The sequence below is a fragment of the Enterobacter sp. ENT02 genome (assembly GCF_019219165.1).
Classification (GTDB): domain Bacteria; phylum Pseudomonadota; class Gammaproteobacteria; order Enterobacterales; family Enterobacteriaceae; genus Enterobacter; species Enterobacter mori.
Genome location: NZ_JAHUWD010000003.1, coordinates 611,107 through 632,946 on the forward strand (window position 1 = coordinate 611,107; position 21,840 = coordinate 632,946).

Annotated in this window: 22 protein-coding genes; 9 read left to right on the forward strand and 13 right to left on the reverse strand. The window is 60.0% G+C overall.

The window, feature by feature from the left end:
* Positions 1-2 precede the first annotated feature (2 nt).
* From KW829_RS13910 to hycI, 4 genes are read left to right on the forward strand one after another with little or no spacing between them, the layout of a single operon-like run.
* Positions 3-545 (forward strand): formate hydrogenlyase complex iron-sulfur subunit, encoded by a 543-nt coding sequence (locus KW829_RS13910; RefSeq protein WP_023308967.1) that lies wholly within the window; start codon positions 3-5, stop codon positions 543-545.
* On the forward strand, positions 545-1,312 hold the full coding sequence (locus KW829_RS13915) for an NADH-quinone oxidoreductase subunit B family protein (RefSeq protein ID WP_063622348.1): 768 nt from the start codon (positions 545-547) through the stop codon (positions 1,310-1,312). The genes KW829_RS13910 and KW829_RS13915 overlap by 1 nt, the downstream gene beginning before the upstream one ends.
* Positions 1,309-1,719: a formate hydrogenlyase maturation HycH family protein gene (locus KW829_RS13920; protein WP_148401027.1), complete on the forward strand. Its 411-nt coding sequence runs from the start codon at positions 1,309-1,311 to the stop codon at positions 1,717-1,719. Before KW829_RS13915 ends, KW829_RS13920 begins: the two co-directional genes overlap by 4 nt.
* The gene (gene hycI, locus KW829_RS13925; RefSeq protein WP_218308434.1) at positions 1,712-2,167 is read left to right on the forward strand and encodes a hydrogenase maturation peptidase HycI; all 456 of its coding nucleotides are present in this window, start codon (positions 1,712-1,714) and stop codon (positions 2,165-2,167) included. Before KW829_RS13920 ends, hycI begins: the two co-directional genes overlap by 8 nt.
* Before the next feature lie 88 nt (positions 2,168-2,255).
* Here hycI and KW829_RS13930 read toward each other — a convergent pair whose 3' ends face one another.
* Both KW829_RS13930 and ascF read right to left on the reverse strand, forming a co-directional pair.
* On the reverse strand, positions 2,256-3,680 hold the full coding sequence (locus KW829_RS13930) for a 6-phospho-beta-glucosidase (RefSeq protein ID WP_218308435.1): 1,425 nt from the start codon (positions 3,678-3,680) through the stop codon (positions 2,256-2,258).
* An 18-nt stretch (positions 3,681-3,698) separates the two neighbouring features.
* The gene (ascF, locus tag KW829_RS13935; RefSeq protein WP_218308436.1) at positions 3,699-5,150 is read right to left on the reverse strand and encodes a PTS cellobiose/arbutin/salicin transporter subunit IIBC; all 1,452 of its coding nucleotides are present in this window, start codon (positions 5,148-5,150) and stop codon (positions 3,699-3,701) included.
* Positions 5,151-5,363: 213 nt separating this feature from the next.
* Between ascF and KW829_RS13940 the strand changes: the two genes are divergently transcribed.
* The 4 genes from KW829_RS13940 (at position 5,364) to KW829_RS13955 (ending at position 10,304) form a co-directional block, all read left to right on the forward strand.
* Positions 5,364-6,377: a LacI family DNA-binding transcriptional regulator gene (locus KW829_RS13940; RefSeq protein WP_214606284.1), complete on the forward strand. Its 1,014-nt coding sequence runs from the start codon at positions 5,364-5,366 to the stop codon at positions 6,375-6,377.
* Between the two features lie 134 nt (positions 6,378-6,511).
* Entirely contained in the window at positions 6,512-7,057 is a 546-nt protein-coding gene (hydN, locus tag KW829_RS13945) for an electron transport protein HydN (protein ID WP_042717120.1), read from the forward strand.
* Positions 7,058-7,063: 6 nt separating this feature from the next.
* Positions 7,064-9,280: a carbamoyltransferase HypF gene (hypF, locus tag KW829_RS13950; RefSeq protein ID WP_218308437.1), complete on the forward strand. Its 2,217-nt coding sequence runs from the start codon at positions 7,064-7,066 to the stop codon at positions 9,278-9,280.
* A 1-nt stretch (position 9,281) separates the two neighbouring features.
* Positions 9,282-10,304 carry a HoxN/HupN/NixA family nickel/cobalt transporter gene (locus tag KW829_RS13955; RefSeq protein ID WP_010434446.1) on the forward strand — a complete coding sequence of 341 codons (1,023 nt, stop codon included), beginning with the start codon at positions 9,282-9,284 and terminating at the stop codon, positions 10,302-10,304.
* Here the strand turns inward: KW829_RS13955 and KW829_RS13960 are convergent.
* From KW829_RS13960 to norV, 4 genes are all read right to left on the reverse strand, one after another.
* Positions 10,277-11,941 carry an SgrR family transcriptional regulator gene (locus KW829_RS13960; RefSeq protein ID WP_218308438.1) on the reverse strand — a complete coding sequence of 555 codons (1,665 nt, stop codon included), beginning with the start codon at positions 11,939-11,941 and terminating at the stop codon, positions 10,277-10,279. The two genes, KW829_RS13955 and KW829_RS13960, sit on opposite strands and share 28 nt — an antisense overlap.
* Before the next feature lie 98 nt (positions 11,942-12,039).
* Positions 12,040-12,198 carry a hypothetical protein gene (locus KW829_RS13965; RefSeq protein WP_010434440.1) on the reverse strand — a complete coding sequence of 53 codons (159 nt, stop codon included), beginning with the start codon at positions 12,196-12,198 and terminating at the stop codon, positions 12,040-12,042.
* A 277-nt stretch (positions 12,199-12,475) separates the two neighbouring features.
* Entirely contained in the window at positions 12,476-13,609 is a 1,134-nt protein-coding gene (norW, locus tag KW829_RS13970) for an NADH:flavorubredoxin reductase NorW (RefSeq protein ID WP_218308439.1), read from the reverse strand.
* Positions 13,606-15,054 carry an anaerobic nitric oxide reductase flavorubredoxin gene (gene norV, locus KW829_RS13975; protein WP_218308440.1) on the reverse strand — a complete coding sequence of 483 codons (1,449 nt, stop codon included), beginning with the start codon at positions 15,052-15,054 and terminating at the stop codon, positions 13,606-13,608. The genes norW and norV overlap by 4 nt, the downstream gene beginning before the upstream one ends.
* A 186-nt stretch (positions 15,055-15,240) precedes the next feature.
* On the opposite strand from norV, the gene norR reads away from it, so the two are divergent.
* A complete protein-coding gene (norR, locus tag KW829_RS13980) occupies positions 15,241-16,755 on the forward strand; it encodes a nitric oxide reductase transcriptional regulator NorR (protein ID WP_089601263.1) in 1,515 nt (504 codons plus the stop codon).
* Here the strand turns inward: norR and gutQ are convergent.
* The 7 genes from gutQ to srlA all read right to left on the reverse strand — a co-directional run bounded on the left by gutQ (position 16,752) and on the right by srlA (position 21,686).
* Positions 16,752-17,717 (reverse strand): arabinose-5-phosphate isomerase GutQ, encoded by a 966-nt coding sequence (gene gutQ, locus KW829_RS13985; RefSeq protein ID WP_042717136.1) that lies wholly within the window; start codon positions 17,715-17,717, stop codon positions 16,752-16,754. The two genes, norR and gutQ, sit on opposite strands and share 4 nt — an antisense overlap.
* Entirely contained in the window at positions 17,710-18,483 is a 774-nt protein-coding gene (locus KW829_RS13990) for a DNA-binding transcriptional repressor (protein WP_010434430.1), read from the reverse strand. The genes gutQ and KW829_RS13990 overlap by 8 nt, the downstream gene beginning before the upstream one ends.
* 63 nt (positions 18,484-18,546) lie before the next feature.
* Positions 18,547-18,906, reverse strand: a complete 360-nt coding sequence (gene gutM, locus KW829_RS13995) for a transcriptional regulator GutM (protein ID WP_045286053.1) — start codon at positions 18,904-18,906, stop codon at positions 18,547-18,549.
* A gap of 91 nt (positions 18,907-18,997) precedes the next feature.
* On the reverse strand, positions 18,998-19,777 hold the full coding sequence (gene srlD, locus KW829_RS14000) for a sorbitol-6-phosphate dehydrogenase (protein WP_047348067.1): 780 nt from the start codon (positions 19,775-19,777) through the stop codon (positions 18,998-19,000).
* Positions 19,778-19,791: 14 nt separating this feature from the next.
* Entirely contained in the window at positions 19,792-20,154 is a 363-nt protein-coding gene (srlB, locus tag KW829_RS14005) for a PTS glucitol/sorbitol transporter subunit IIA (RefSeq protein WP_089601265.1), read from the reverse strand.
* A gap of 12 nt (positions 20,155-20,166) precedes the next feature.
* The gene (locus KW829_RS14010) at positions 20,167-21,126 is read right to left on the reverse strand and encodes a PTS glucitol/sorbitol transporter subunit IIB (RefSeq protein WP_063144185.1); all 960 of its coding nucleotides are present in this window, start codon (positions 21,124-21,126) and stop codon (positions 20,167-20,169) included.
* A complete protein-coding gene (gene srlA / locus KW829_RS14015; RefSeq protein WP_010434421.1) occupies positions 21,123-21,686 on the reverse strand; it encodes a PTS glucitol/sorbitol transporter subunit IIC in 564 nt (187 codons plus the stop codon). The genes KW829_RS14010 and srlA overlap by 4 nt, the downstream gene beginning before the upstream one ends.
* Between the last annotated feature and the right edge of the window lie 154 nt (positions 21,687-21,840).

A 21,840-nucleotide genomic window follows, 5' to 3' on the forward strand; every position in this document is an offset into this window, starting at 1 on the left:
CCATGTTTACCTTTATCAAAAAAGTGATCAAAACCGGCACGCAGACCAGCAGCTATCCGCTGGAGCCGATGCCGGTGGATAAAAACTTTCGCGGCAAGCCGGAGCACAATCCGCAGCAGTGCATCGGCTGCGCGGCCTGCGTCAACGCCTGCCCGTCGAATGCCTTAACGGTGGAAACGGATCTCAAAACCGGCGAGCTGGCCTGGCAGTTTAACCTCGGACGTTGCATCTTCTGCGGCCGCTGCGAGGAGGTCTGCCCGACGGTCGCCATTCGCCTGTCTCAGGAGTACGAGCTGGCGGTGTGGAAGAAAGAGGATTTCCTCCAGCAGTCGCGCTTTGACCTGTGCAGCTGCCGCGTCTGTAGACGCCCGTTCGCCGTGCAGAAAGAGATCGACTACGCCATCGCGCTGCTGCAGCACAACGGCGACGCCCGCGCGGAGCATCATCGTGAAAGCTTTGAAACCTGCCCGGAGTGCAAGCGGCAGAAGTGCCTGCTGCCGTCCGACCGCATTGATATTACCCGCCATATGAGAGAGGCCAGCTGATGGACAATTTACTCGGCCCGCGCGACGCAAACGGCATTCCGGTGCCGATGACGGTGGACGAATCCATCGCCAGCATGAAGGCGTCGCTGCTAAAAAAAATCAAACGCTCGGCCTACGTCTACCGCGTGGACTGCGGCGGCTGCAACGGCTGCGAGATTGAGATCTTCGCCACCCTGTCACCGCTGTTTGATGCCGAGCGCTTCGGCATCAAGGTGGTGCCGTCTCCGCGTCATGCGGACATTCTGCTGTTTACCGGGGCCGTCACCCGCGCCATGCGCTCCCCCGCGCTGCGCGCCTGGCAGTCTGCGCCGGACCCGAAAATCTGCATCTCCTACGGGGCCTGCGGCAACAGCGGCGGCATCTTCCACGATCTTTACTGCGTCTGGGGTGGCACCGACAAAATCGTGCCGGTTGACGTCTACATTCCGGGCTGTCCGCCAACGCCCGCCGCGACGCTGTACGGATTTGCCATGGCGCTCGGCCTGCTGGAGCAAAAAATCCACGCCCGTGAGCCGGGCGAGCTGGACAACCAACCTGCGGCCATCCTGCACCCGGACATGGTGCAGCCGCTGCGGGTGAAAGTGGACCGCACGGCGCGCAGGCTGGCTGGCTACCGTTACGGGCGTCAGATTGCCGACGATTATCTGCGCCTGCTGAGCCAGGGCGACCATCAGGTGGCGCGCTGGCTGGAGGCGGAAAACGATCCGCGTCTCAATGAGATCGTGGCAAACCTGAACAGCATCGTGGATGAGGCGCGTATCCGATGAGTGAAACGGTGGTGTTCAGCCAGCTGAGCCGTAAGTTTATTGATGAGAACGATGCCACCCCGGATGCGGCGCAGCAGGTGGTCTATTACAGCCTGGCGATTGGGCACCACCTCGGGGTGATCGACTGCCTGGAGGCGGCGTTAAGCTGCCCGTGGCCCGAGTACCTGACGTGGATCGCCACGCTGGAGGAGGGCAGCACGGCGCGGCGCAAAATGGAGGGCGTGCCGAAGTACGGCGAGATCGTCATCGACGCCAACCACATTGCGATGCTCGCCAACGCCTTTGACGCGGCGCTGAGCAGGCAAACCCCCGAGCAGCAGGCGTGGAGCAAAACGCTACTTAGCATGCTGCACGATATTCATCAGGAGAGCGCCATCTACCTGATGGTGAGGAGATTACGTGACTGACGTTTTACTGTGTGTCGGCAATAGCATGATGGGCGACGACGGCGCGGGTCCGCTGCTGGCAGAGATGTGCGCCGCGAAACCGCAGGGCGGCTGGGTAGTGATTGACGGCGGCAGCGCGCCGGAAAACGACGTGGTCGCCATTCGCGAACTGCGTCCTGACAGGCTGTTAATCGTCGATGCCACCGATATGGGGCTCAACCCCGGTGAGATCCGCCTGATTGACCCGGACGACATCGCCGAGATGTTTATGATGACGACGCACAATATGCCGCTGAACTACCTGGTAGATCAGATTAAAGACGACGTGGGCGAGGTGCTGTTTTTAGGCATTCAGCCGGACATCGTTGGGTTTTATTACCCGATGACGCCGCCGGTGAAAGAGGCGGTGGACGTGGTCTATTCACGGCTTGCGGAGTGGGTTGGGGACGGGGATTTCTCCCGGCTCTGAGCAGTGCCGGGTGGCGGCTTCGCCTTACCCGGCCTACCAAACCCATCTCCCTCTCCCTGTGGGAGAGGGCTGGGGTGAGGGCAACAGGCTACTCCAGATCCGCCCCGTTACTCGCAATCACCTTCTTGTACCATCCGAACGATTTCTTGCGCTTGCGGTCCAGCGTGCCGTTTCCGGCGTCGTCCCGGTCAACGTACACAAATCCGTAGCGCTTGCTCATCTCGCCCGTTGAGGCGGCCACAAGGTCGATGCAGCCCCAGGTGGTGTAGCCCATCAGCGGCACGCCGTCCTCAATCGCGTCGCCCATCGCGCGGATATGCTCGCGCAGGTAGCTGATGCGGTAGTCGTCGTTAATCTCGCCATTCGCGTCGATCTCGTCCTTCGCCCCGAGCCCGTTTTCCACCAGGAACAGCGGCTTCTGGTAGCGGTCGTACATCATGTTCATGGTGATGCGCAGGCCGAGCGGGTCAATGCCCCAGCCCCATTCGCTCACCTGAATATGCGGGTTACGCAGGGACTTCACGATGTTCGCCGCGCTGGTATTGCCCGCGTTCATGTCCGCCGACGCGCAGCGCGAGGCGTAATAGCTGAACGAGACAAAGTCGACGGTGTTTTTCAGCAGGTCGTCGTCGCCCGGGTCTTTCACAATCACCACACCTTTTTCGCGGAACACGCGGGCGGAGTAGGCCGGGTAACTGCCGCGCGCCTGCACGTCGATAAAGAACAGGTTCTCGCGGTCTTTCTCCAGCGCCATCCACACGTCTTCCGGCTTGCAAGAGTACGGGTAGAAATTGCCGCCCGCCAGCATGCAGCCGACCTGGTTTTCCGGGTTCACCTCGTGGGCGATTTTGGTCGCCAGCGCGCTCGCCACCAGCTCGTGGTGCGCGGCCTGGTACTTCACCTGGTCCTCGTTTTCACCTTCCTCAAACACCAGCCCCGCGCCGGAGAACGGGCTGTGCAGCATGATGTTGATTTCGTTGAAGGTCAGCCAGTATTTCACCAGCCCGTTAAATTCTTCAAAGCAGGTGCGGGCGTAGCGGGCGAAGAAATCGACCATCTTGCGGTTGCGCCAGGAGCCGTACTCCGTTACCAGGTGCATCGGCACGTCGAAGTGGCACAGGGTCACCAGCGGCTCAATGTTGTACTTTTTGCACTCCTCGAACACCGCGCGGTAGAAGGTAATACCCTCTTTGTTCGGCAGCGGCTCGTCGCCGTTCGGGTAGAGGCGGCTCCAGGCAATCGAGGTGCGGAACACCGTAAAGCCCATCTCCGCCATCAGGGCGATGTCTTCTTTATAGCGATGGTAAAAATCAATCGCCTCGTGGCTCGGGTAGAACTCGTCGTCACGCAGCGAGAAACGCTTTTCCTTACCGACCTTCACCGCCAGGCGATTCGCGCCGTGCGGGATCATATCGACCGTGGTTAGCCCTTTGCCGCCTTCACGGTAAGCCCCTTCACTCTGGTTGGCGGCAAGCGCGCCGCCCCATAAAAATCCTTGTGGAAAAACAGACATTCTTACCTCGCTTTCAATTTATGCTTCTGCTGCTTTGTTCTGAACCGGTGCGGTCTGCAGGGCGCGCGCTTTTTCAGCCTCGTCTTCGACCGGGATATCCTCAAAGCCGAGTATCAGAGTCAGAACAAACGACAGCACCACTGCCAGCCCCATCACGCCAAACACCCATACGATGCTCATCGGGTTGGCCGGGTCGAAGAACTGCACGCTGGTGAACAGCCCCGGTGCCGCCATCGAATGGCTGGCAAGACCAGCCATGCCCGCCACCGCGCCGCAGATAAAGCCGCTGATCAGGCTCGCAATCAGCGGACGTTTCAGACGCACCGCCACGCCGTACAGCGCCGGTTCAGAGATCCCCGCCATGATGGCGGAGGCCGCCGCCGCTAGCGCAGTCTGGCGCAGCTCCGGGTTTTTCGTTTTCCACGCCACCGCCAGCGACGAGCCGCCGAGCGACAGGTTGGCGCCGATTTCCGACGGCATCACCATCCCTTCCTTGCCCGTCTCGGCAATGGTCTGAATGATGGTCGGCGTAAACACGCGGTGCATCCCGGTCATCACCAGCAGCGGCCACAGCGCGCCCATAATGGCGACGGAGAGCCAGCCCAGATAGCCGTGAATGGTGTAGACCAGCGCAGAGATGGCGCTACCGATCCAGATGCCCAGCGGGCCAATCAACACGATGGCGAGCGGAGCGGCAATCAGCACGATCAGCATCGGCTTGAGGAAGTTTTTGGTGACCGCCGGGGTAATGCGATCCACCCAGCGTTCGATGTATGACAGGCACCAGGTCATGACCAGAGCCGGGATGACGGTGTAAGTGTATTTCACCGCCGTCACCGGGATAAAGGCGAACTCAACGTGCTCGCCCTGCGCGGCTTTCGCCATCAGCTCGATAAAGCTCGGGTGCACCAGCACGCCCGCAATGGCAATCGCCAGCGACATGTTAGTTTTGAACTTCACCGCCGCCGAGGCTGCCACCATCAGCGGCAGGAAGAAGAACGCGCCGTCGCCAATGACCGTCAGGATGGTCAGCGTGGGATCGCCCTTGCCCAGCACGCCGGTCATCTCGAGGATCATTGCCAGCAGCTTGACCATCGAGCCGCCAATGATCGCCGGGATCAGCGGGGACATGGTACCGATCAGCGCGTCGAGGATCCCGGCGCCGATGCGGCGTAATGTCAGTTTCTGCGGGCCTTCCGGTACGGCAGGCTGCAGGCTGCCTGGCAGCAGGCTCAGCACTTCGCGGTACGCCTGAGAAACGGTGTTGCCAATAATGACCTGACACTGGTTGTCATTGCGTACCACGCCGAGCACGCCGCTGATGCTTTTCAGGCGCGCGGCATCGGTAAGGCTTTCGTCTTTCAGGGCGAAGCGTAGACGCGTCATGCAGTGGGTGACGGCGACAATGTTCTCTTTGCCGCCCAGCGCGCTGACAACGTCGTTCGCCAGCGCGGCGTAATTTTTGGCCATCGGATGTGATCCTGTTATCGTTGTGAGAAATGTAGGAAACCGGTTTCACATAATCATCATGAGTTTCTTTGAATGAAACAAGATCGCTTTTTGTACATTTTTCACATTCGTGATGACGATCACCTATCGTCAGTCAAAGCGTGATTTCGCCGCTGCGACAATTTTTTTGCAGTGCAGTACACTGCGCTCATCAGTTTCAAACGGAATAACAACATGACCACGATGCTGGAAGTGGCGAAGCGGGCAGGCGTTTCGAAAGCGACGGTCTCCCGGGTGCTGTCGGGAAATGGCTACGTTAGCCAGGAGACCAAAGACCGGGTGTTTCAGGCCATTGAAGAGAGCGGCTATCGTCCGAATTTGCTGGCGCGCAACCTGGCGACCAGGCGTACCCAGACGCTGGGGCTGGTGGTGACGAACACCCTTTACCACGGAGTTTACTTTAGCGAACTGCTGTTCCACGCCGCGCGCATGACGGAAGAAAAAGGGCGGCAGCTGATCCTCGCGGACGGTAAGCACAGTGCCGACGAGGAGCGCGAGGCAATTCAATATCTGCTCGACATGCGCTGCGACGCGGTGATCATCTATCCGCGTTTCCTGAGCGTCGAGGAGATGGACGAGATCGTCGAAAAGTGCGAGCAGCCGATTATGGTGCTCAACCGACGACTGCGGAAAAACAGCAGCCACAGCGTCTGGTCCGATCATAACGCCTCCTGCCAGGATGCGGTGTCGAAGCTGATTGCGAAAGGCCACCGGGATATTGCGTTTATCACCGGCTCACTCGATTCCCCGACCGGCGTTGAGCGTCTTTCCGGTTACCGGGCAGCACTGATGCAGCACGGCATTCCCCTGCGCCAGGAGCTGATTGCGCAGGGGAAATGGAACCCGGCCAGCGGTGCGGCGGCAGTGGTGGAGCTGTTATCCCGGGGCGAACGCTTTACGGCGCTGGTGGCGAGTAATGACGATATGGCGATTGGTGCCATGAAGCAGCTGCACGACAGCGGTGTCGCCACGCCGGACGCGGTGTCGGTGATTGGTTTCGACGATGTGGCCATCGCGCCGTATATGGTGCCGTCGCTCTCCAGCGTGCGCATTCCGGTGACGGAGATGATCAAGGAGACCATCAGCCGCCTCATCTTCATGCTTGACGGCGGTGAGTTCAAATACCAGCAAACCTTCTCCGGTGAGCTTATCCTGCGCGACTCAGTGATCGACGGTCCGCATCGGTGACGTCGACAGCTGTTATCGTCATAAGTGACGATGACAGCACCACGCTCATTTTTAAAATCATTAAAAATCATAGAGTTAATTATTGGCACGGTTTATGAATATCTCCGCGCATAACTGTAATGCTGGAGAAGCATATGAACCGTTTTATTATGGCCGATGCCAGTAAGTGCATAGGTTGCCGTACCTGTGAAGTGGCGTGCGTGGTTTCCCATCAGGCGGAGCAGGACTGCGCGTCACTGACGCCTGACACGTTCCTGCCGCGCATCCACGTCATTAAAGGCGTGAATATTTCTACCGCCGCCATCTGTCGCCAGTGCGAAGACGCGCCGTGCGCGAACGTCTGTCCGAACGGGGCGATTAAACGCGAGAAAGGCTTTGTGCACGTGATGCAGGAACGCTGTATTGGCTGCAAAACCTGCGTGGTCGCCTGCCCGTACGGCGCGATGGAGGTGGTTGTCCGTCCGGTCGTGCGCAACAGCGGTCTGGGGCTGAGCGTGCGGGCGGAGAAAGCCGAAGCCAACAAATGTGACCTGTGCTACCACCGCGACGCTGGCCCGGCCTGCATGGAAGCCTGCCCAACGCACGCGCTGGTCTGCGTGGATCGCGACAAGCTTGAGCAGATGAGCGCCGAAAAGCGCCGTCGTGCGGCGTTCGATACGTCAGCATCACTGCTGTTCTGATCCGCCATGAGCAGTAACGGCGTACAGCTGCGCGTGCGCGGCAAGGTGCAGGGCGTGGGGTTTCGGCCCTTCGTCTGGCAGCTTGCGCATCAGCTTCAGCTAACGGGCGATGTCTGCAACGACGGAGAGGGCGTGCTGGTGCGCCTCGCGGGTAATGGGGGGGCCTTTACCGCGAGGCTGCATCAGGACTGCCCACCGCTGGCACGCATTGACCACGTTGAAACGCAGCCGTTCACCTGGACGAACCTGCCGCACGCGTTTGTTATCCGCCACAGTGCGGGCGGCGCGATGGACACCCAGATTGTGCCGGATGCCGCCACCTGTCCGGCGTGTCTGGCTGAAATGCGCGACCCTGGCGAGCGCCGTTATCGCTACCCGTTTATCAACTGCACACACTGCGGGCCGCGGTTTACCATTATTCGCGCCATGCCCTATGACCGTCCGGCCACGTCGATGGCCGCATTTTCCCTGTGCGCACCCTGTGAGACGGAGTACCGCAATCCTGCCGACCGACGTTTTCACGCCCAGCCGGTGGCGTGCCCGGACTGCGGGCCAGCGCTGGAATGGCGTGCGGGCGACGTTGTTGCCACCCGCGAAGCGGCACTGCGTGCGGCGGTGGCGACACTCGAGGACGGCGGTATCGTCGCGGTTAAAGGGCTGGGCGGTTTTCACCTCGTCTGCGACGCGCTCAACCCGCAGGCGATAATGACATTGCGGTCACGCAAGCTGCGTCCGTCGAAGCCGCTGGCGGTGATGATCCCGCAGGCGGATAAGCTGCCTGAGTCGATTCAGACGCTGCTGCGCTCACCCGCTGCACCTGTCGTGCTCACGCCAAAAGCCTGGCTGCCGGTGTTCCCCGAGGCAATCGCGCCGGGTCTGGATAGCGTGGGCATCATGCTTCCCGCAAACCCGCTGCAACATTTGCTGATGATGGACTGCCAGCGCCCGCTGGTGATGACCTCCGGCAACCTCAGCGGCAGGCCGCCTGCCATCAGTAATCAACAGGCGCTGGATGAACTGGGCAACATGGCGGACGGCTTCCTGATGCACAATCGCGATATTCTTCAGCGGATGGACGATTCGGTGATGGATCGGGACGGTGCGATGCTGCGCCGGGCGCGCGGTTTTGTACCAGATGCCATCACGTTGCCTGCGGGTTTTGAGAATATCCCCGCCATGTTATGCACCGGTGCGGAGATGAAAAACACCTTCTGCCTGGTGCGTGGCAACCAGGCGGTGCTGAGCCAGCATTTTGGCGATCTCGGCGACGAGGGTGTCGAAGCGCAGTGGCGCGGCGCGCTCTCGACGATGCAGGACATCTACGCCTTCCAGCCGGAGCGTGTGGTGTGCGACGCCCATCCGGGCTATCACACGCAACAATGGGCGCAAGCGCAGGCGCTGCCGGTCGAAACCGTACTGCACCATCACGCCCACGCGGCGGCGTGCCTGGCGGAAAACGGCTGGCCGCGTGAGGGCGGAGACGTTATCGCCCTCACGCTGGACGGGATCGGCATGGGCGAGAACGGTGCGCTGTGGGGCGGGGAGTGCCTGCGGGTGAACTATCTCGCGTGCGAGCATCTGGGCGGGCTGCCTGCCGTTGCGCTGCCGGGCGGCGATCTGGCGGCGCGGCAGCCGTGGCGCAATTTACTCGCCCACTGTCTGGCATTTGTCCCTGACTGGCAGCAGTATCCGGAAACGCGCGCGGTGCAGCGCAAGAACTGGCCGCTGCTGGCGACGGCGATCGGGCGCGGCATCAACGCGCCGCAGGCCTCGTCATGTGGTCGCCTGTTTGATGCGGTCGCCTGCGCGCTCGGTATCGACGCGCAGTCCTGGGAGGGGGAAGCCGCCTGCAGGCTGGAAGCGCTGGCCTCGCAGTGCGCGGGTGTCGACCATCCGGTGACCCTATCTGTCGACAACCTCGCGCTTTTCTGGCGGCAGTGGCTGGCCTGGCAGGCTGAGCCCAGCGCGCGCGCCTGGGCGTTTCACGACACGCTGGCAAAAGGGTTGGCAGAACTCGCCGCGTTCCATGCCCGACGCTTATCGCTGTCGACAATCTGCCTCAGCGGCGGCGTGGTGCACAACCGTCTGCTGCGCGCGCGCCTGCGTCATTATCTTTCTGACTTTACGCTTCTTTTTCCTTCGCACCTGCCCGCAGGTGACGGAGCGATCTCCTTCGGGCAGGCGGTGGTCGCCGCCGCCCGGTCATGTTCACAAAGGACTTAAAATGTTACGACTCTTACGCAATGAACCTCGCGCCGCGCTTCTGCTGCTGGCTCTGGTAATGGCAAACCTGCTGGCCTGGGGATGGGCATGGCACGCCTTTAGCGGCAGCACGGCGCTGATGGCCGCCAGCCTGCTGGCGTGGTGCTACGGGCTGCGTCACGCGGTGGACGCCGACCACATCGCGGCCATTGATACCGTGACGCGTAAGATGATGCAGCAGGGTAAACGCCCGTCCGGCGTCGGGGCGTGGTTCTCGCTGGGGCACTCCACCATCGTGGTGCTGGCCTCGATTGCCATCGCCGCTACCGCGACGGCGTTTCAGAAAAACATGGAATGGTTCCACGAAACTGGCAGCCTGATTGGCACGGCGGTGTCGGCGACCTTCCTGCTGGCGATGGCGCTGGTGAACATGGTGATCCTGCGCGGCGTCTGGCGCAGTTTTCAGGCGCTGAAACACGGCAGGCCAGTGCAGGGCGATATCACGCTACCTGCCCAGGGCGGCGTTATGAACTGGCTGTTCGGCAAAACCTTCCGCCTGGTGAATAAAAGCTGGCAGATGTACCTGGTTGGTTTCCTGTTTGGCCTCGGCTTTGACACGGCCACCGAGATTGGCGTGCTGGGGATCTCTGCTGCCAGCGCCTCCAGCGGGATGTCGGTGTGGTCAATCATGATCTTCCCGGCGCTCTTCGCCAGCGGCATGGCGCTGGTGGATACCCTCGACAACCTGCTGATGGTCGGTGCCTACGGCTGGGCGTTTAACAAGCCGCAGCGCAAGCTCTACTACAACATGACCATCACCGGCACCTCCGTGGTGGTGGCGCTGTTTATCGGCGGGCTGGAAGCGCTGGGCCTGCTGATGGACAAATTCGCCCTCAGCGGCGGCGTCTGGGATCTGATTGGTGCGGTAAACGATAATCTGGGCAACGCCGGGTTTGTGGTGGTCGGGCTTTTCGTTGCCTGCTGGCTGATCTCCATGGTCAACTACCGCTGGCGCGGCTACGACGCGCTGGTCGTGCGTTCCTGAACCGGCGGCAGCCAGGCGCGGGTAAAATCAAGCCAGCCGCTGGCGGTCAGCACAATGTCCTGCACGTTTTCGAGGGTGTTAAGACGATAGCGGTAGTGGAACAGCGGCGTGCAGGCGCCGCTTTCCAGCAGGTGCTGAAAGAAAGCGGGCAGGTGTGATTTTAGCGTCTCCTCGCTTTCGCAGTATGTCATCAGTGTCTGCTTTTCTTTTTGCCAGGCGGTCTGCCCCAGCGCGGCGGCCCACGCTGGCTCTTCAGTAAACCACTCTGCCAGTGCAAATACCGGTACTTCACCCGCCAGATAATCCCCCAGCAAGATATCTCCCTGCGCCAGCGCGTCGGGCGCATGCCACGCCTCGCGGTCTTTCCGCTGGATGTTAACGTCACAGCCGCGCTTTTTCAGGCGCGTTTGCAGCATGCTGGCCAGATCGCACAGCCCCGGCGTGTCGTAACAGATCAGAGAAAGGGCCGCGGGGAGCGCCACGTCGGGGGCATCCGCAAACGCGGGCGTTGTGATGCCGGGCAGGATCTCCGTGCGGGTATCGACATCCTCCCGGCGGAGGTGCTGCTGGTTAATGTGCTGAATCTCCTGACGCAGCCACGCGGCCAGCGGCTGCGGCAGCCCGGCGTTCAGCATCAGCCAGGCAAACCCGCCGCTGGTGGAGGTGACGGCCTCCCGGGCATTGTCGCCTTTACCCACGGTGATCCACGCGGTTTTTTCCGCCTCGCTGCGGGTGCGCCAGAACTCAATCGCGTGCAGCAGCGGGTGCGCGGCAAAGTACCAGGGCTGACGCTCAAGGCGCAGGTAATGCGAGTGGTGATGGGCAATCGCAAAAGGGCCCGCGCCGATATCAGGCTGCTGCGGGTGCGGCAGACGACAGGCGTGATGCGCGAGACGATGCGCCAGCATGGCATCGGGCACGTTCAGCGCAATCTCCAGGCACCAGGGAGCGACAAGCGACACCGTTTGAACGTGCGCGAGCCCCGCGCTGCGCGCCGGATCGTCCAGCACCTGCTGCATCGCGCTGAGAATATCTTCGTCGCTGATGGCCTGACCGTTATGCCAGTGCGCGCCGCTGCGCAGGTAAAAGCGCCAGCGAAGCGTGTCTTCGGAGGCATCCCAGTGATGGGCTAAATCTGCTACCGGCTGCGCGTTACCGGGTGCATAGCGTGTCAGACCGGCGTGAACCGCGCAGATAATATGCTGTTCGGCGCGGCGACGCTGAAGGGCAGGATGCAGCGAGGTCAGCGGGCGATACCACGGAATGCGCAGCGTCGGCTGGTGCTTAAGCCATTTGCCGCCTAAAAACGGGGTGATGATGTGGTGCAGGCTGGCCGGATCGCCGTCGGCCAGCTGCAGCGCGCTCTGGTAATCGCCTTTTTCCAGACAGGCGTGCATCAGCGGCGCGCTCAGTTCGCTGGTGGTTGTCAGGCAGTGCAGGGTGGCACGGTGCCCGCGCCCCGGCTGCGCGTCCCAGCTTAGCCAGCCGCTTTGCGCGAGCTGGCGCAGCAGGGTGCGCGCATGACGTTCGCTGCACAGCGCAACCTCCGCGACTTCCGCGATAGTCGTGGACGCTGGCGCTGCGCCGTAGTGCTGATAAAGCCGTTGATACTGACGGATTTTCTGAAGCTGGCGCATAGCGGCATACCGGTGAAAAAGGGATGCTGAGAGTGTAGGTTTTTTTTGCGGAAGAAAAAGTGCTGGTATACGTAAAGTGTTCCGGTTTTGCCCGGCAATCACCGCTCAGGTTCACTGACCGGCATCATCAGCTCGCGCAGACGCTCAATGCGCGCCTCCGGGCTCAAATAAAGCCAGCGAAATAAAATGTGCTCAGCATGCTTCGCTTCTTTGAAATAACGAGAAAGATATTTGAGTTCGGTATTAAAAGTCGCCATGATTTGTCTCCGCCTGATTAATTAATTATCAGACTAGTCCAGCGGCGAATAATAAAACAGGGTGATGTTTTTCACCTGTTCCGCATTTAAGTATTAATGGAAATAATAAATAAGGGATTGATAGCGATGATATACCTGCTTTGCATTTATTTGATGAATAGAATGCGTAAAAAAAAGCCCCGGGACATCGGGGTGGTGGATAATTAAATCCAAAGGTTAAGTAAGCGTGGTCATGCTGTAGGCCGGGTAAGCGAAGCGCCACCCGGCAAAAAGAGGGTCAGGTAGGTAACAGTTTCAGCAGAGCGAAAGCCTCCTTCATTCGGTCTTCACTGACGACAAAAGCGCGTAGTTGACCCTCATTATCGGCACCGCGTGCGACCATTCCCTGCGGTTCGAGGGTAATTTGCCAGTTCAGATCCTGACGCTGCGTTTCACCGGCAAGGTGCAGCGGTAATTCCGGCGTTTTGACTTTAATCAGCATGGCAGGTAATTTCAGCGGCGCGCTGCCGCCGAGCAGGTTTTTCGCCAGATACATCGCGCTTAATTGAATTGGCTGTAAAAAAGGCAGCACCTGACCGTTAATTTCAGCGCAGTCGCCCAGGGCGTAAATATCCGGCTGCGTGGTCTGCAGATAGCTATTTACCTTCACACCACGGCCTGTTTCTGCCCCTGCACGATGCGCCAGCGAGGTTTCCGGGCGCAGGCCCGTCGCCGCAATAACCACGTCCACCTCAACGCTGCGGCTGCGGTCGAGCGTGGCACGAATGCCGCCTTCGGTTTTGCTCAGGCTGTGCAGCTGCGATTTCAACAGCAGATGCACGCCCATGTCGGTCAGGCGATGCTGCAAGCGACTGCTTACTTCTGCGGGCATCAGCGCCGACAGAATGCTCGCCGCGTGGTCAACCAGGGTGACGGATTTGCCCGCCCGGCAGAAATCCATCGCCAGCTCGGTGCCGATCAGCCCGCCGCCGACAATCATTACCCGCTGAGCGTCGCGAAGCCCCGTTTCGCTGGCCTGGTACTCCTGCTGGCTGTTGAGGGTGATCATCAGCTCGCGGCCTTCAATCGGCGGCACAAAGGCAGAGGCACCTGTGGCCAGCACCAGCTTGTCGTACTGCCAGGTTTTCTCTTTTGCTTTCACTACGCGGGCATCGGCGTCGATATCGGTGACCCAGGTGTACGGGAACAGACGCAGGTTAAACTGCTCTGCGAACTCCCCCGCCGTCTGGCGGGTGAGGTCTTCGGCGCGCTGATTCTGGCTAATGACGTGGCTTAAATCAGGCTTGTTGTACTCGTCCATGCTGTCGGCGGCAATCACCGTCAGCGGCACGCTGGCATCCTGCTTGCGGATGTTTTTCACCAGCTGGCGGGCGGCAAAGCCCGAGCCGATGATGACGATACCGTTGCTCATTTTGCCTCCGTACCCAGTTCGTCAAAGACGTCCTTACCGAGTGAACATTCCGGGCAGAGGAAGTTGTCCGGCACGTCTCGCCACGGCGTGCCCGGGGCAACATCCTGCAGCGGTTCGCCCAGTTCAGGATCGTAAATCCACTGGCAGACGCTGCACTGCATGCGCGGGCCGAGATCGGCGGCTGCCGCGGCGGCACAGGCGCAGGCTTCCTGCTGTTCGGTTGGTTTTGCCGTCTCTTCCGGCAGCGGAGCGAGCGCCCACTGACGGGCAATGTCGCGGCCATGTTGGCGACAGATCTCCAGGGCGTCGATATCCGGACGCCATTTCGCCTTCAGGCTCAGGGACATTTCGAAACCGGCATCCTGCAGACGCGTAGACAGACGGTCTACCGCGCCGCCGCTCCAGCCGTGGGAGCCAAAGGCGCTGGCGCGCTTGTTGCGAAAACGCAGGCCGGTCATCTCTTCCACAAGGCCGGCAATTTTCGGCATCATTACGTTGTTCATGGTGGAGGTGCCCACCAGCACGCCCTTAGAGCGGAACACGTTGGTCAACACCTCGTTCTTATCGCTGCGCGCCACGTTGAAGATTTTCACCGCCACGTTCGGGTCAACTTCGTTGATGCCCTGGGCAATGGCGTCCGCCATCATGCGGGTGTTGTTGGACATGGTGTCGTAGAAGATCGTGATGCGGTCTTCCTGATAGTCCGCCGCCCACTTCAGGTACAGCTCGACGATCTGGGTCGGGTTCTCACGCCACACCACGCCGTGGGAGGTGGCAATCATGTCCACCGGCAGGTTAAAGCCGAGGATTTCGCTAATTTTTGGCGTCACCAGGCGGCTGAACGGCGTCAGGATGTTGGCGTAGTAGCGTTGGCACTGCTCGAACAGCTCGGTCTGGTCCACTTCGTCGTTGAACAGGCGCTCGTCGCAGTAGTGCTGGCCGAAGGCGTCGTTGCTGAACAGCACCGCGTCGCCGGTCATGTAGGTCATCATGCTGTCCGGCCAGTGCAGCATCGGGGTTTCCACGAAGATCAGCTGTTTGCCGTTGCCGATATCCAGCGCGTCGCCGGTTTTCACGGTATGGAAGTTCCACTCCGGATGGTGGTGGTGGCCGTTGATCGAGTCGATGGCGTTGGTGGTGCAGTAGATCGGCGTGTTCGGAATGTAAGACATCAGCTCGGTCAGCGCGCCGGCGTGATCTTCTTCCGCATGATTGATGATGATGTAGTCGATGGCGTCCAGGTCGATTTCACTGCGCAGGTTCTGCACGAACTCGCGGCTGAACTTGTGATCGACGGTATCGATCAGCACGTTTTTTCCTTCGCGGATGAGATAGCTGTTGTAGCTGCTGCCGCGCAGCGTTTTGTATTCCGTCCCGTGGAAATCGCGCACTTCCCAGTCACGTTGACCGACCCAATGAATGTTATTTTTAACCAGAATAGACATAGCAACCTCTACGTAATACAGCATTTTCAAATAAGATGGTTTGCCTATATCAAGTTGCGTGCCAACTTTTAATATATTGATTTTGTTTGATAAAAATTCTTATAATCCGTAAAGGGTAGTCATTATGACTATTAAAATCAGTGTCAATATGACAACATGTATTGTCAAAATGACAGCGAGGTCACTATGAGCTTTTCCGTCGACGTGCTGGCGAAGATCGCCATTGAGCTGCAAACCGGTATCGGCCATCAGGACCGCTTTCAGCGGCTGATCTCCACGCTGCGCCACGTGCTGGCGTGTGACGCCTCGGCGCTGCTGCGCTATGAAGGGCGGCAGTTTATTCCGCTGGCTATCGACGGGCTGGCGAAGGACGTGCTCGGACGGCGTTTTACCCTTGAAGGCCATCCGCGTCTGGAAACTATCGCCCGCGCGGGTGACGTGGTGCGCTTCCCGGCGGACAGCGACTTGCCCGACCCGTACGACGGGCTTATTCCCGGACAGGAGAGCCTGAAGGTGCACGCCTGTATCGGCCTGCCGCTGTTTGCCGGACAAAATCTGATCGGAGCACTGACCCTCGACGGCCTGTCGCCGGACCAGTTCGACACCTTTAGCGACGAAGAGCTGCGCCTGATTGCCGCCCTGGCCGCTGGGGCGCTGAACAATGCCCTGCTGATTGAACAGCTGGAGAGCCAGAACATTCTTCCCGGCAGCCCGGCGGCGTTTGAACAGGTAACGCACACGGAGATGATCGGCCTTTCTCCGGGCATGGCGCAGCTCAAAAAAGAGATTGAGATTGTTGCCGCCTCAGATTTAAACGTGCTGATCTTCGGGGAAACCGGCACCGGTAAGGAGCTGGTGGCGAAGTCTATTCACGAAGCCTCGCCGCGCGCGGTGAACCCGCTGGTGTACCTCAACTGTGCCGCGCTGCCGGAAAGCGTGGCGGAAAGCGAGCTGTTTGGTCACGTAAAAGGGGCGTTTACCGGGGCCATCAGCAACCGCAGCGGCAAGTTCGAAATGGCCGATAACGGCACGCTGTTTCTGGATGAAATTGGCGAGCTGTCGCTGTCGCTGCAGGCCAAGCTGCTGCGCGTCCTGCAGTACGGCGACATCCAGCGCGTGGGGGATGATCGCAGTCACAGAGTGGACGTGCGCGTGCTGGCGGCCACCAACCGCGACCTGCGTGAAGAGGTACTGGCCGGGAACTTCCGCGCTGACCTGTTCCACCGCCTGAGCGTGTTCCCGCTTACGGTGCCGCCGCTGCGCGAGCGCGGGGACGACGTGGTGCTGCTGGCGGGCTTTTTCTGCGAGCAGTGCCGTCTCAGGATGGGGCTTTCCCGCGTGGTGCTGAGCCCGGGGGCGAGGTCGCATCTGCTGAGCTACGGCTGGCCAGGCAACGTACGCGAGCTGGAGCATGCGATCCACCGCGCGGTGGTGCTGGCGCGGGCGACGCGCTCGGGTGACGAGGTAGTGATCCACGCGCGGCATTTTGCGTTTCAGGATGAAACCGCACCGGCTGTCGCGCAGGCGGCACCAGAGATAGCGAATGAAAATCTGCGTGAAGCCACGGAGGCGTTTCAGCGTCAGATGATTACCCGCGCGCTGGACCAGAATAACCGCAGCTGGGCGGCGTGCGCGCGGGCGCTGGAGATGGACGTCGCCAACCTGCACAGGCTGGCGAAGCGTCTGGGACTGAAGGGCTAGATAATTCCGGCCTGATAAAAATCCTGCAGGTTGATAGCACCGCACAGCCTGCCGGCATCATCCACCACCGGAGCGGCGGTGATTTTGCGCTTCATCAGCACCTCTTTGGCTTCAATGGCGCGGCTCTCGGCGTTGAGCGTCAGTCCGCCTTTGGTCATGGCGTCCGACACTTTTGTTTCCAGCCTGCCGCCGCCCACCAGCCAGCGGCGCAGGTCGCCGTCGGTGAACACGCCCTTGACGCTCCCGTTGTCATCGCAGACCGCAACCAGCCCCAGACCGGTGCGGCTGAGCTCCAGCATCGCGTCCATGACGCTGGTATCGAGTTTGACCTGCGGAATGGCATCGTCGGTGCGCATCAGGTGGTGAACCTTGTTGAGCAGGCGTGCGCCGAGCGCACCTGCCGGATGCGAACGGGCGAAATCTTCTTCGTTAAAGCCGCGCGCCTGCATCACCGCCATGGCCAGCGCGTCGCCCATCATCAGGGTGTTAACGGTGCTGGAGGTCGGGGCGAGGTGCATCGGACAGGCTTCACGCTCAACGGAAATATCCAGCGTCGCTTTGGCGGCCAGCGCCAGCGGCGAACGGGATTTCCCGGTCATCGCCAGCAAGGCGACCGATTTTTCCTGCAGGCGTGGAATAATCAGGTCCAGCTCTTTGGCCGAACCGGAGTAGGAGATAAACAGCATCACGTCGCGGCTTTCAATCATCCCGAGATCGCCATGCAGCGCTTCTGCCGGATGCACAAAGAACGCCGGGGTGCCGGTGCTGGCGAGCGTCGCGGCAATCTTTTTGCCGATATGGCCAGATTTACCGATGCCCGCCACGATCACTTTGCCTTCGCAGTGGATAATGGTGTTGGCCGCGCGGACAAAATCCTCGCCCAGACGTTCCGGCAGGCGGCTGGCTTCCTGCAGTTCCAGCATCAGCGTCTGGCGGCCCGTTTCTAACAGAAAATCACTCATCTCTTTCTCCGGTTACGATCACGTCGATTCCTTTCTCTTCCAGCGCTTTCTTGAACGCCGGGTCGATACCCGCGTCGGTAATCAGCTTATCAACGCTTTCAAGGCTACAGACAATGTTGGGGCTTTTGCGGCCAAACTTCGACGAGTCTGCCATCAAAATCACTTCCCGCGCGGCGTTGCACATCGCTTTACTGACGCTGAACACCTCGTTGAACGTCGTAACGCCCGCGTTCAGGTCGATGCCGTCGGTGCCCATAAAGAGTTTATCAAAGCTGAAGTGGTCGAAGGCATTCTCCGCCAGCTGGCCGTGAAACGACGCCGATTTTTTGCGGAAGGTGCCGCCGGGCATCAGGATGGTCTGCTCGCTGTCGAACTCCGACAGGGCGTTGACGATGTGCAGGCTGTTGGTCATCACCGTGATGTTGTTAAAGCGGCTGAGCAACGGGATCATCTGCAGGACGGTACTGCCTGCATCCAGAATGATGGAATCACCGTCCTGGATAAATTTTACGGCAGCTTCGGCAATGAGCGCTTTCTGGTGGGTATTGATCAGCGTTTTGTGATCGATAGGCGGGTCCGCTTCGTCCTTATTGAGCACCACGCCGCCGTAGGTTCGAATGACGGCGCCAGAGTTTTCGAGCAATACCAGGTCCTTGCGTATTGTCGTGCCGGTGGTGTCAAAGTAGTGGGCCAGATCCTCTACCGAACATTTTCCCTGCTTTTGCAGATGTTCGAGAATGGCCGCCTGCCGCTGACGAGGTTTCATAGGCGCTTCGTTCCTTAGGTTGCGAAATGATAATTTCGCAAGTCTATAGCTTTCACAACGAAATTATCCATGTTTCAGATTAAGCGCTAATGATAGTGCATTCTGACAGAGTGGATCATGGGGAAAGATCACATCAGGCCGTAATTCCTGCAGCGAAATGCCGTTGATTGCCTGGATTTTCACCGGCCGGGCGAAGACGGTCATGCCGCGCATGATGAGCGAATCGCAGACGTTATTGTTTTCGTCCAGCGCAACGGCGACGACCACGCGCGGTTTGAAGCGTCCGCCGGAACGTCCGACGCCCACGCGGCCTTTCTGACACAGGGCGTCAAACGCGCGGTTAAACTGGTGGATCTGCCAGCCGCCAAACGCCATCTGGCAGATCCAGGCGAGGGCGGCAACGGTGATGAGTGCGGTGACCATAATGGCTCCTTAACTGCCGGGTGGCGGCTGCGCCTTACCCGGCCTACGGGGATTGTAGCCCCGGTAAGCGCAGCGCCACCGGGGAATGAACTCAGAACATTACCTGCCCGCCGGTGACGTTAATCGACTGCCCGGTGCAGTAAGACGCTTTCGGGCTGGCGTAAAACAGCAGCATGTTCAGCACGTCCTGATAGTCGCACCCGCGCTTCAGCGGCACTTTATCGATGTAGTACTGCTCCACCTCTTCCGCTTTGATGCCAAGCTTGGTGGCGTACTGCGGCAGCAGGGACTGGAACATCGGCGATTTCAGCAGGTTGCCCAGCATCAGCGAGTGAACGGTAATCCCGTATTCGGCCAGATCCAGCGCCAGAGACTGCGTCAGCCCCACGCCGCCAAACTTCGCCGCGCTGTAGCCGGAGTTGTGCTTGCTGCCCACTTTCCCTGATTTTGAGTTGATCTGAATGATGCGTCCCTGAATGCCGTCGCGGATCATCAGACGGGAAAACTCGCGGGCGCAGAGGAAATAGCCCACCAGGTTTACCTGCAGCGAGCGGTCAAAATCCCCCAGCGCGAAATCGCTGATAAAGGCCGCTTTCGCAATTCCCGCGCTGTAGACCAGCAGATCGGTACGCCCAAAAATCTCGTCCACGCCGCGGGCCAGCGCCATCACGCTCTGCTCGCTGGTGGCGTCGGCACCAAAGCCATACGCCATCCCTTCGCCAAACTCGGTGTTGATGGTATCCGCTACGCGGGCGGCTTTTTCACTCTGAATGTCCACTACCGCCACGCGGTAACCTTCTGCGGCAAGCCCACGGCAGAGGAACTCGCCTAAGGTTTGTCCCCCACCAATGACAACGGCAACCTGACTCATGTGTATCTCCTTAATTACGCAACAAATTTTAACGTGCAGCCTGGGGTGACAGCCTGCGGAACCGGGCCCGCGACGTGAACCGTTCCGGGATACTCCGCCTGCGGCTGGCCGTCGAAACGCAGGGTGATGTGGCCCAGCTCGCGCAGGTTTTGCTCGGCCACGTCGCCAACGGCGGTGACGGCATAGCGCGCTTCGCCCAGCTCCAGCTGGCTTCCTGCCTTCAGCTCACCGTTCAGCTCGCCGTGGCAGTGGATAAAACAAAACTCTTCGATATCTGCCGGGGCGCCTTCGCGGAAGGTGATCAGCATCTGGTCGTTCAGCGCGTCGGCTGCGCTCTGACCGATGCGGGTAATGGTGGTCTGGTAAATCACGGTCATCGCAGGAACCTCTTATTGATAAATAAAGCCGGAGACAAACCAGGCAATCAGCACCGTCGGTGCGCCCGTCAGGAAGCGGCTAACCAGCACGGACGGCACGCCTACGCGCACGGTGTCCTGGCGCGCTTCGGCCAGCGACAACCCAACGGGGATAAAGTCGCACGCTGCCTGGGCGTTAATGGCAAACAGGGCGGGCAGGGCGAGGTGCGGAGGGATGTTCCCCAGACCAATCTGCACGCCAATCAGCACGCCGATGACCTGGGCAATCACCGCGCCCGGGCCGAGGAACGGCGACAGCAGCGGGAAGGAGCAGATCAGCGCCAGCGTGACCAGCCCGAGCGGGTGGCTGGCGAGTGGGGCGAGGCCGTGGGCAATCCAGTCGCCCAGGCCGGACGCCATGATGATGCCGATCAGCGCCGAGACGAACGCCATAAAGGGCAGGATGGTTTTCAGTACCGTGTCGATGGTGTCGCGCCCGGACTGGAACAGCACCGCCACAGCGGACCCCATGCCCATCCCGACCTTCGCCAGCAGGCCGTCGCTCTGCTCGGTGATTTTCTTGCTGGTGTCGTACTCGCGCGGGGCCGCTTTTTGCGGTGCAGGCGTCCCATTCACCAGCGTGATGTTGTCCTCTTTCACGCCAGAGACGTAAATGTCCTCAAGGATGTACTGCGCCAGCGGGCCGGATTTTCCGGTGGAGTGAATATTCACCGTCGGAATTCGGCGCTTCGGATAGATACCGCAGCGCAGCGTGCCGCCGCAGTCGATCACCGCCACACCGATTTCCGCCTCCGGCGGTTCGCCTTCCTTAAAGCCGTCGACCGCTTCCCAGCCGGTCAGCTCGCGCAGCCTGTCAACGATCGCCGGGCGCGTGCCCGCGGTGATGTAAACGATCTTTTTGCCTTCGGTGGCGTCGAACTCCAGCGGGCCGCCCCAGCCGCCCGTGCCTTTCTCAATGCGGATCCGGTTCATGCTGTGGCTCCTGAAAGATGGACTTTCTGTTCAAGCTGGATGCCCATTTTTTTCTCAAAAATGGTGGTGGTGAGGTCCGTCACCCAGCCGCGGAAGAAGTTGGTGACCAGGCCGACCAGCAGATAGCTCACCGCCAGCGGGCCGAGCGGCAGGCCAAGGGTGGTGAGACCGCTGGCGATCCCGAGATAGACAAACAGCTCTCCGGGGTTAATGTGCGGGAACAGGCCGTTCATGGAGTGGCAGCTGTAGGAGGCGGCGGCGTAATAGCTCGGCTTGTACTTTTCCGGCATGAAGCGACCGAGGCTTAAGGTCATCGGGTTACAGAACACGAAGGTGCCGATGAACGGTAATACCAGGTAGCGGGACAGCGGATTCCCGGCACAGCGCTGGGCGAAGCGTTCAATGCGCTGCTGGCCGATAAAGTTGATCAGCGCGTTCATGATCACCAGCAGGCTGATCAGCAGGGGCAGGATCCCGGTCACCATACCGGTGAACACTTCTCCGCCTTTCTGAAACAGCCCGATGAACCACTCGGCGCCGTGGGTGATGGTTTCTATCATTCTTCTCTCCTGTGGGGCTTTTTTGTTTTTGTCTGACAGGCTAATAATAATCACTTTGAAAGGTTTTAAAGTGTTAGTCAGATCTCACAATGAAAGAAAAATAGATTATTTTGAAAGTTTATTGATGAGGTCAATGGTTTTCGGTGGAAAAAAA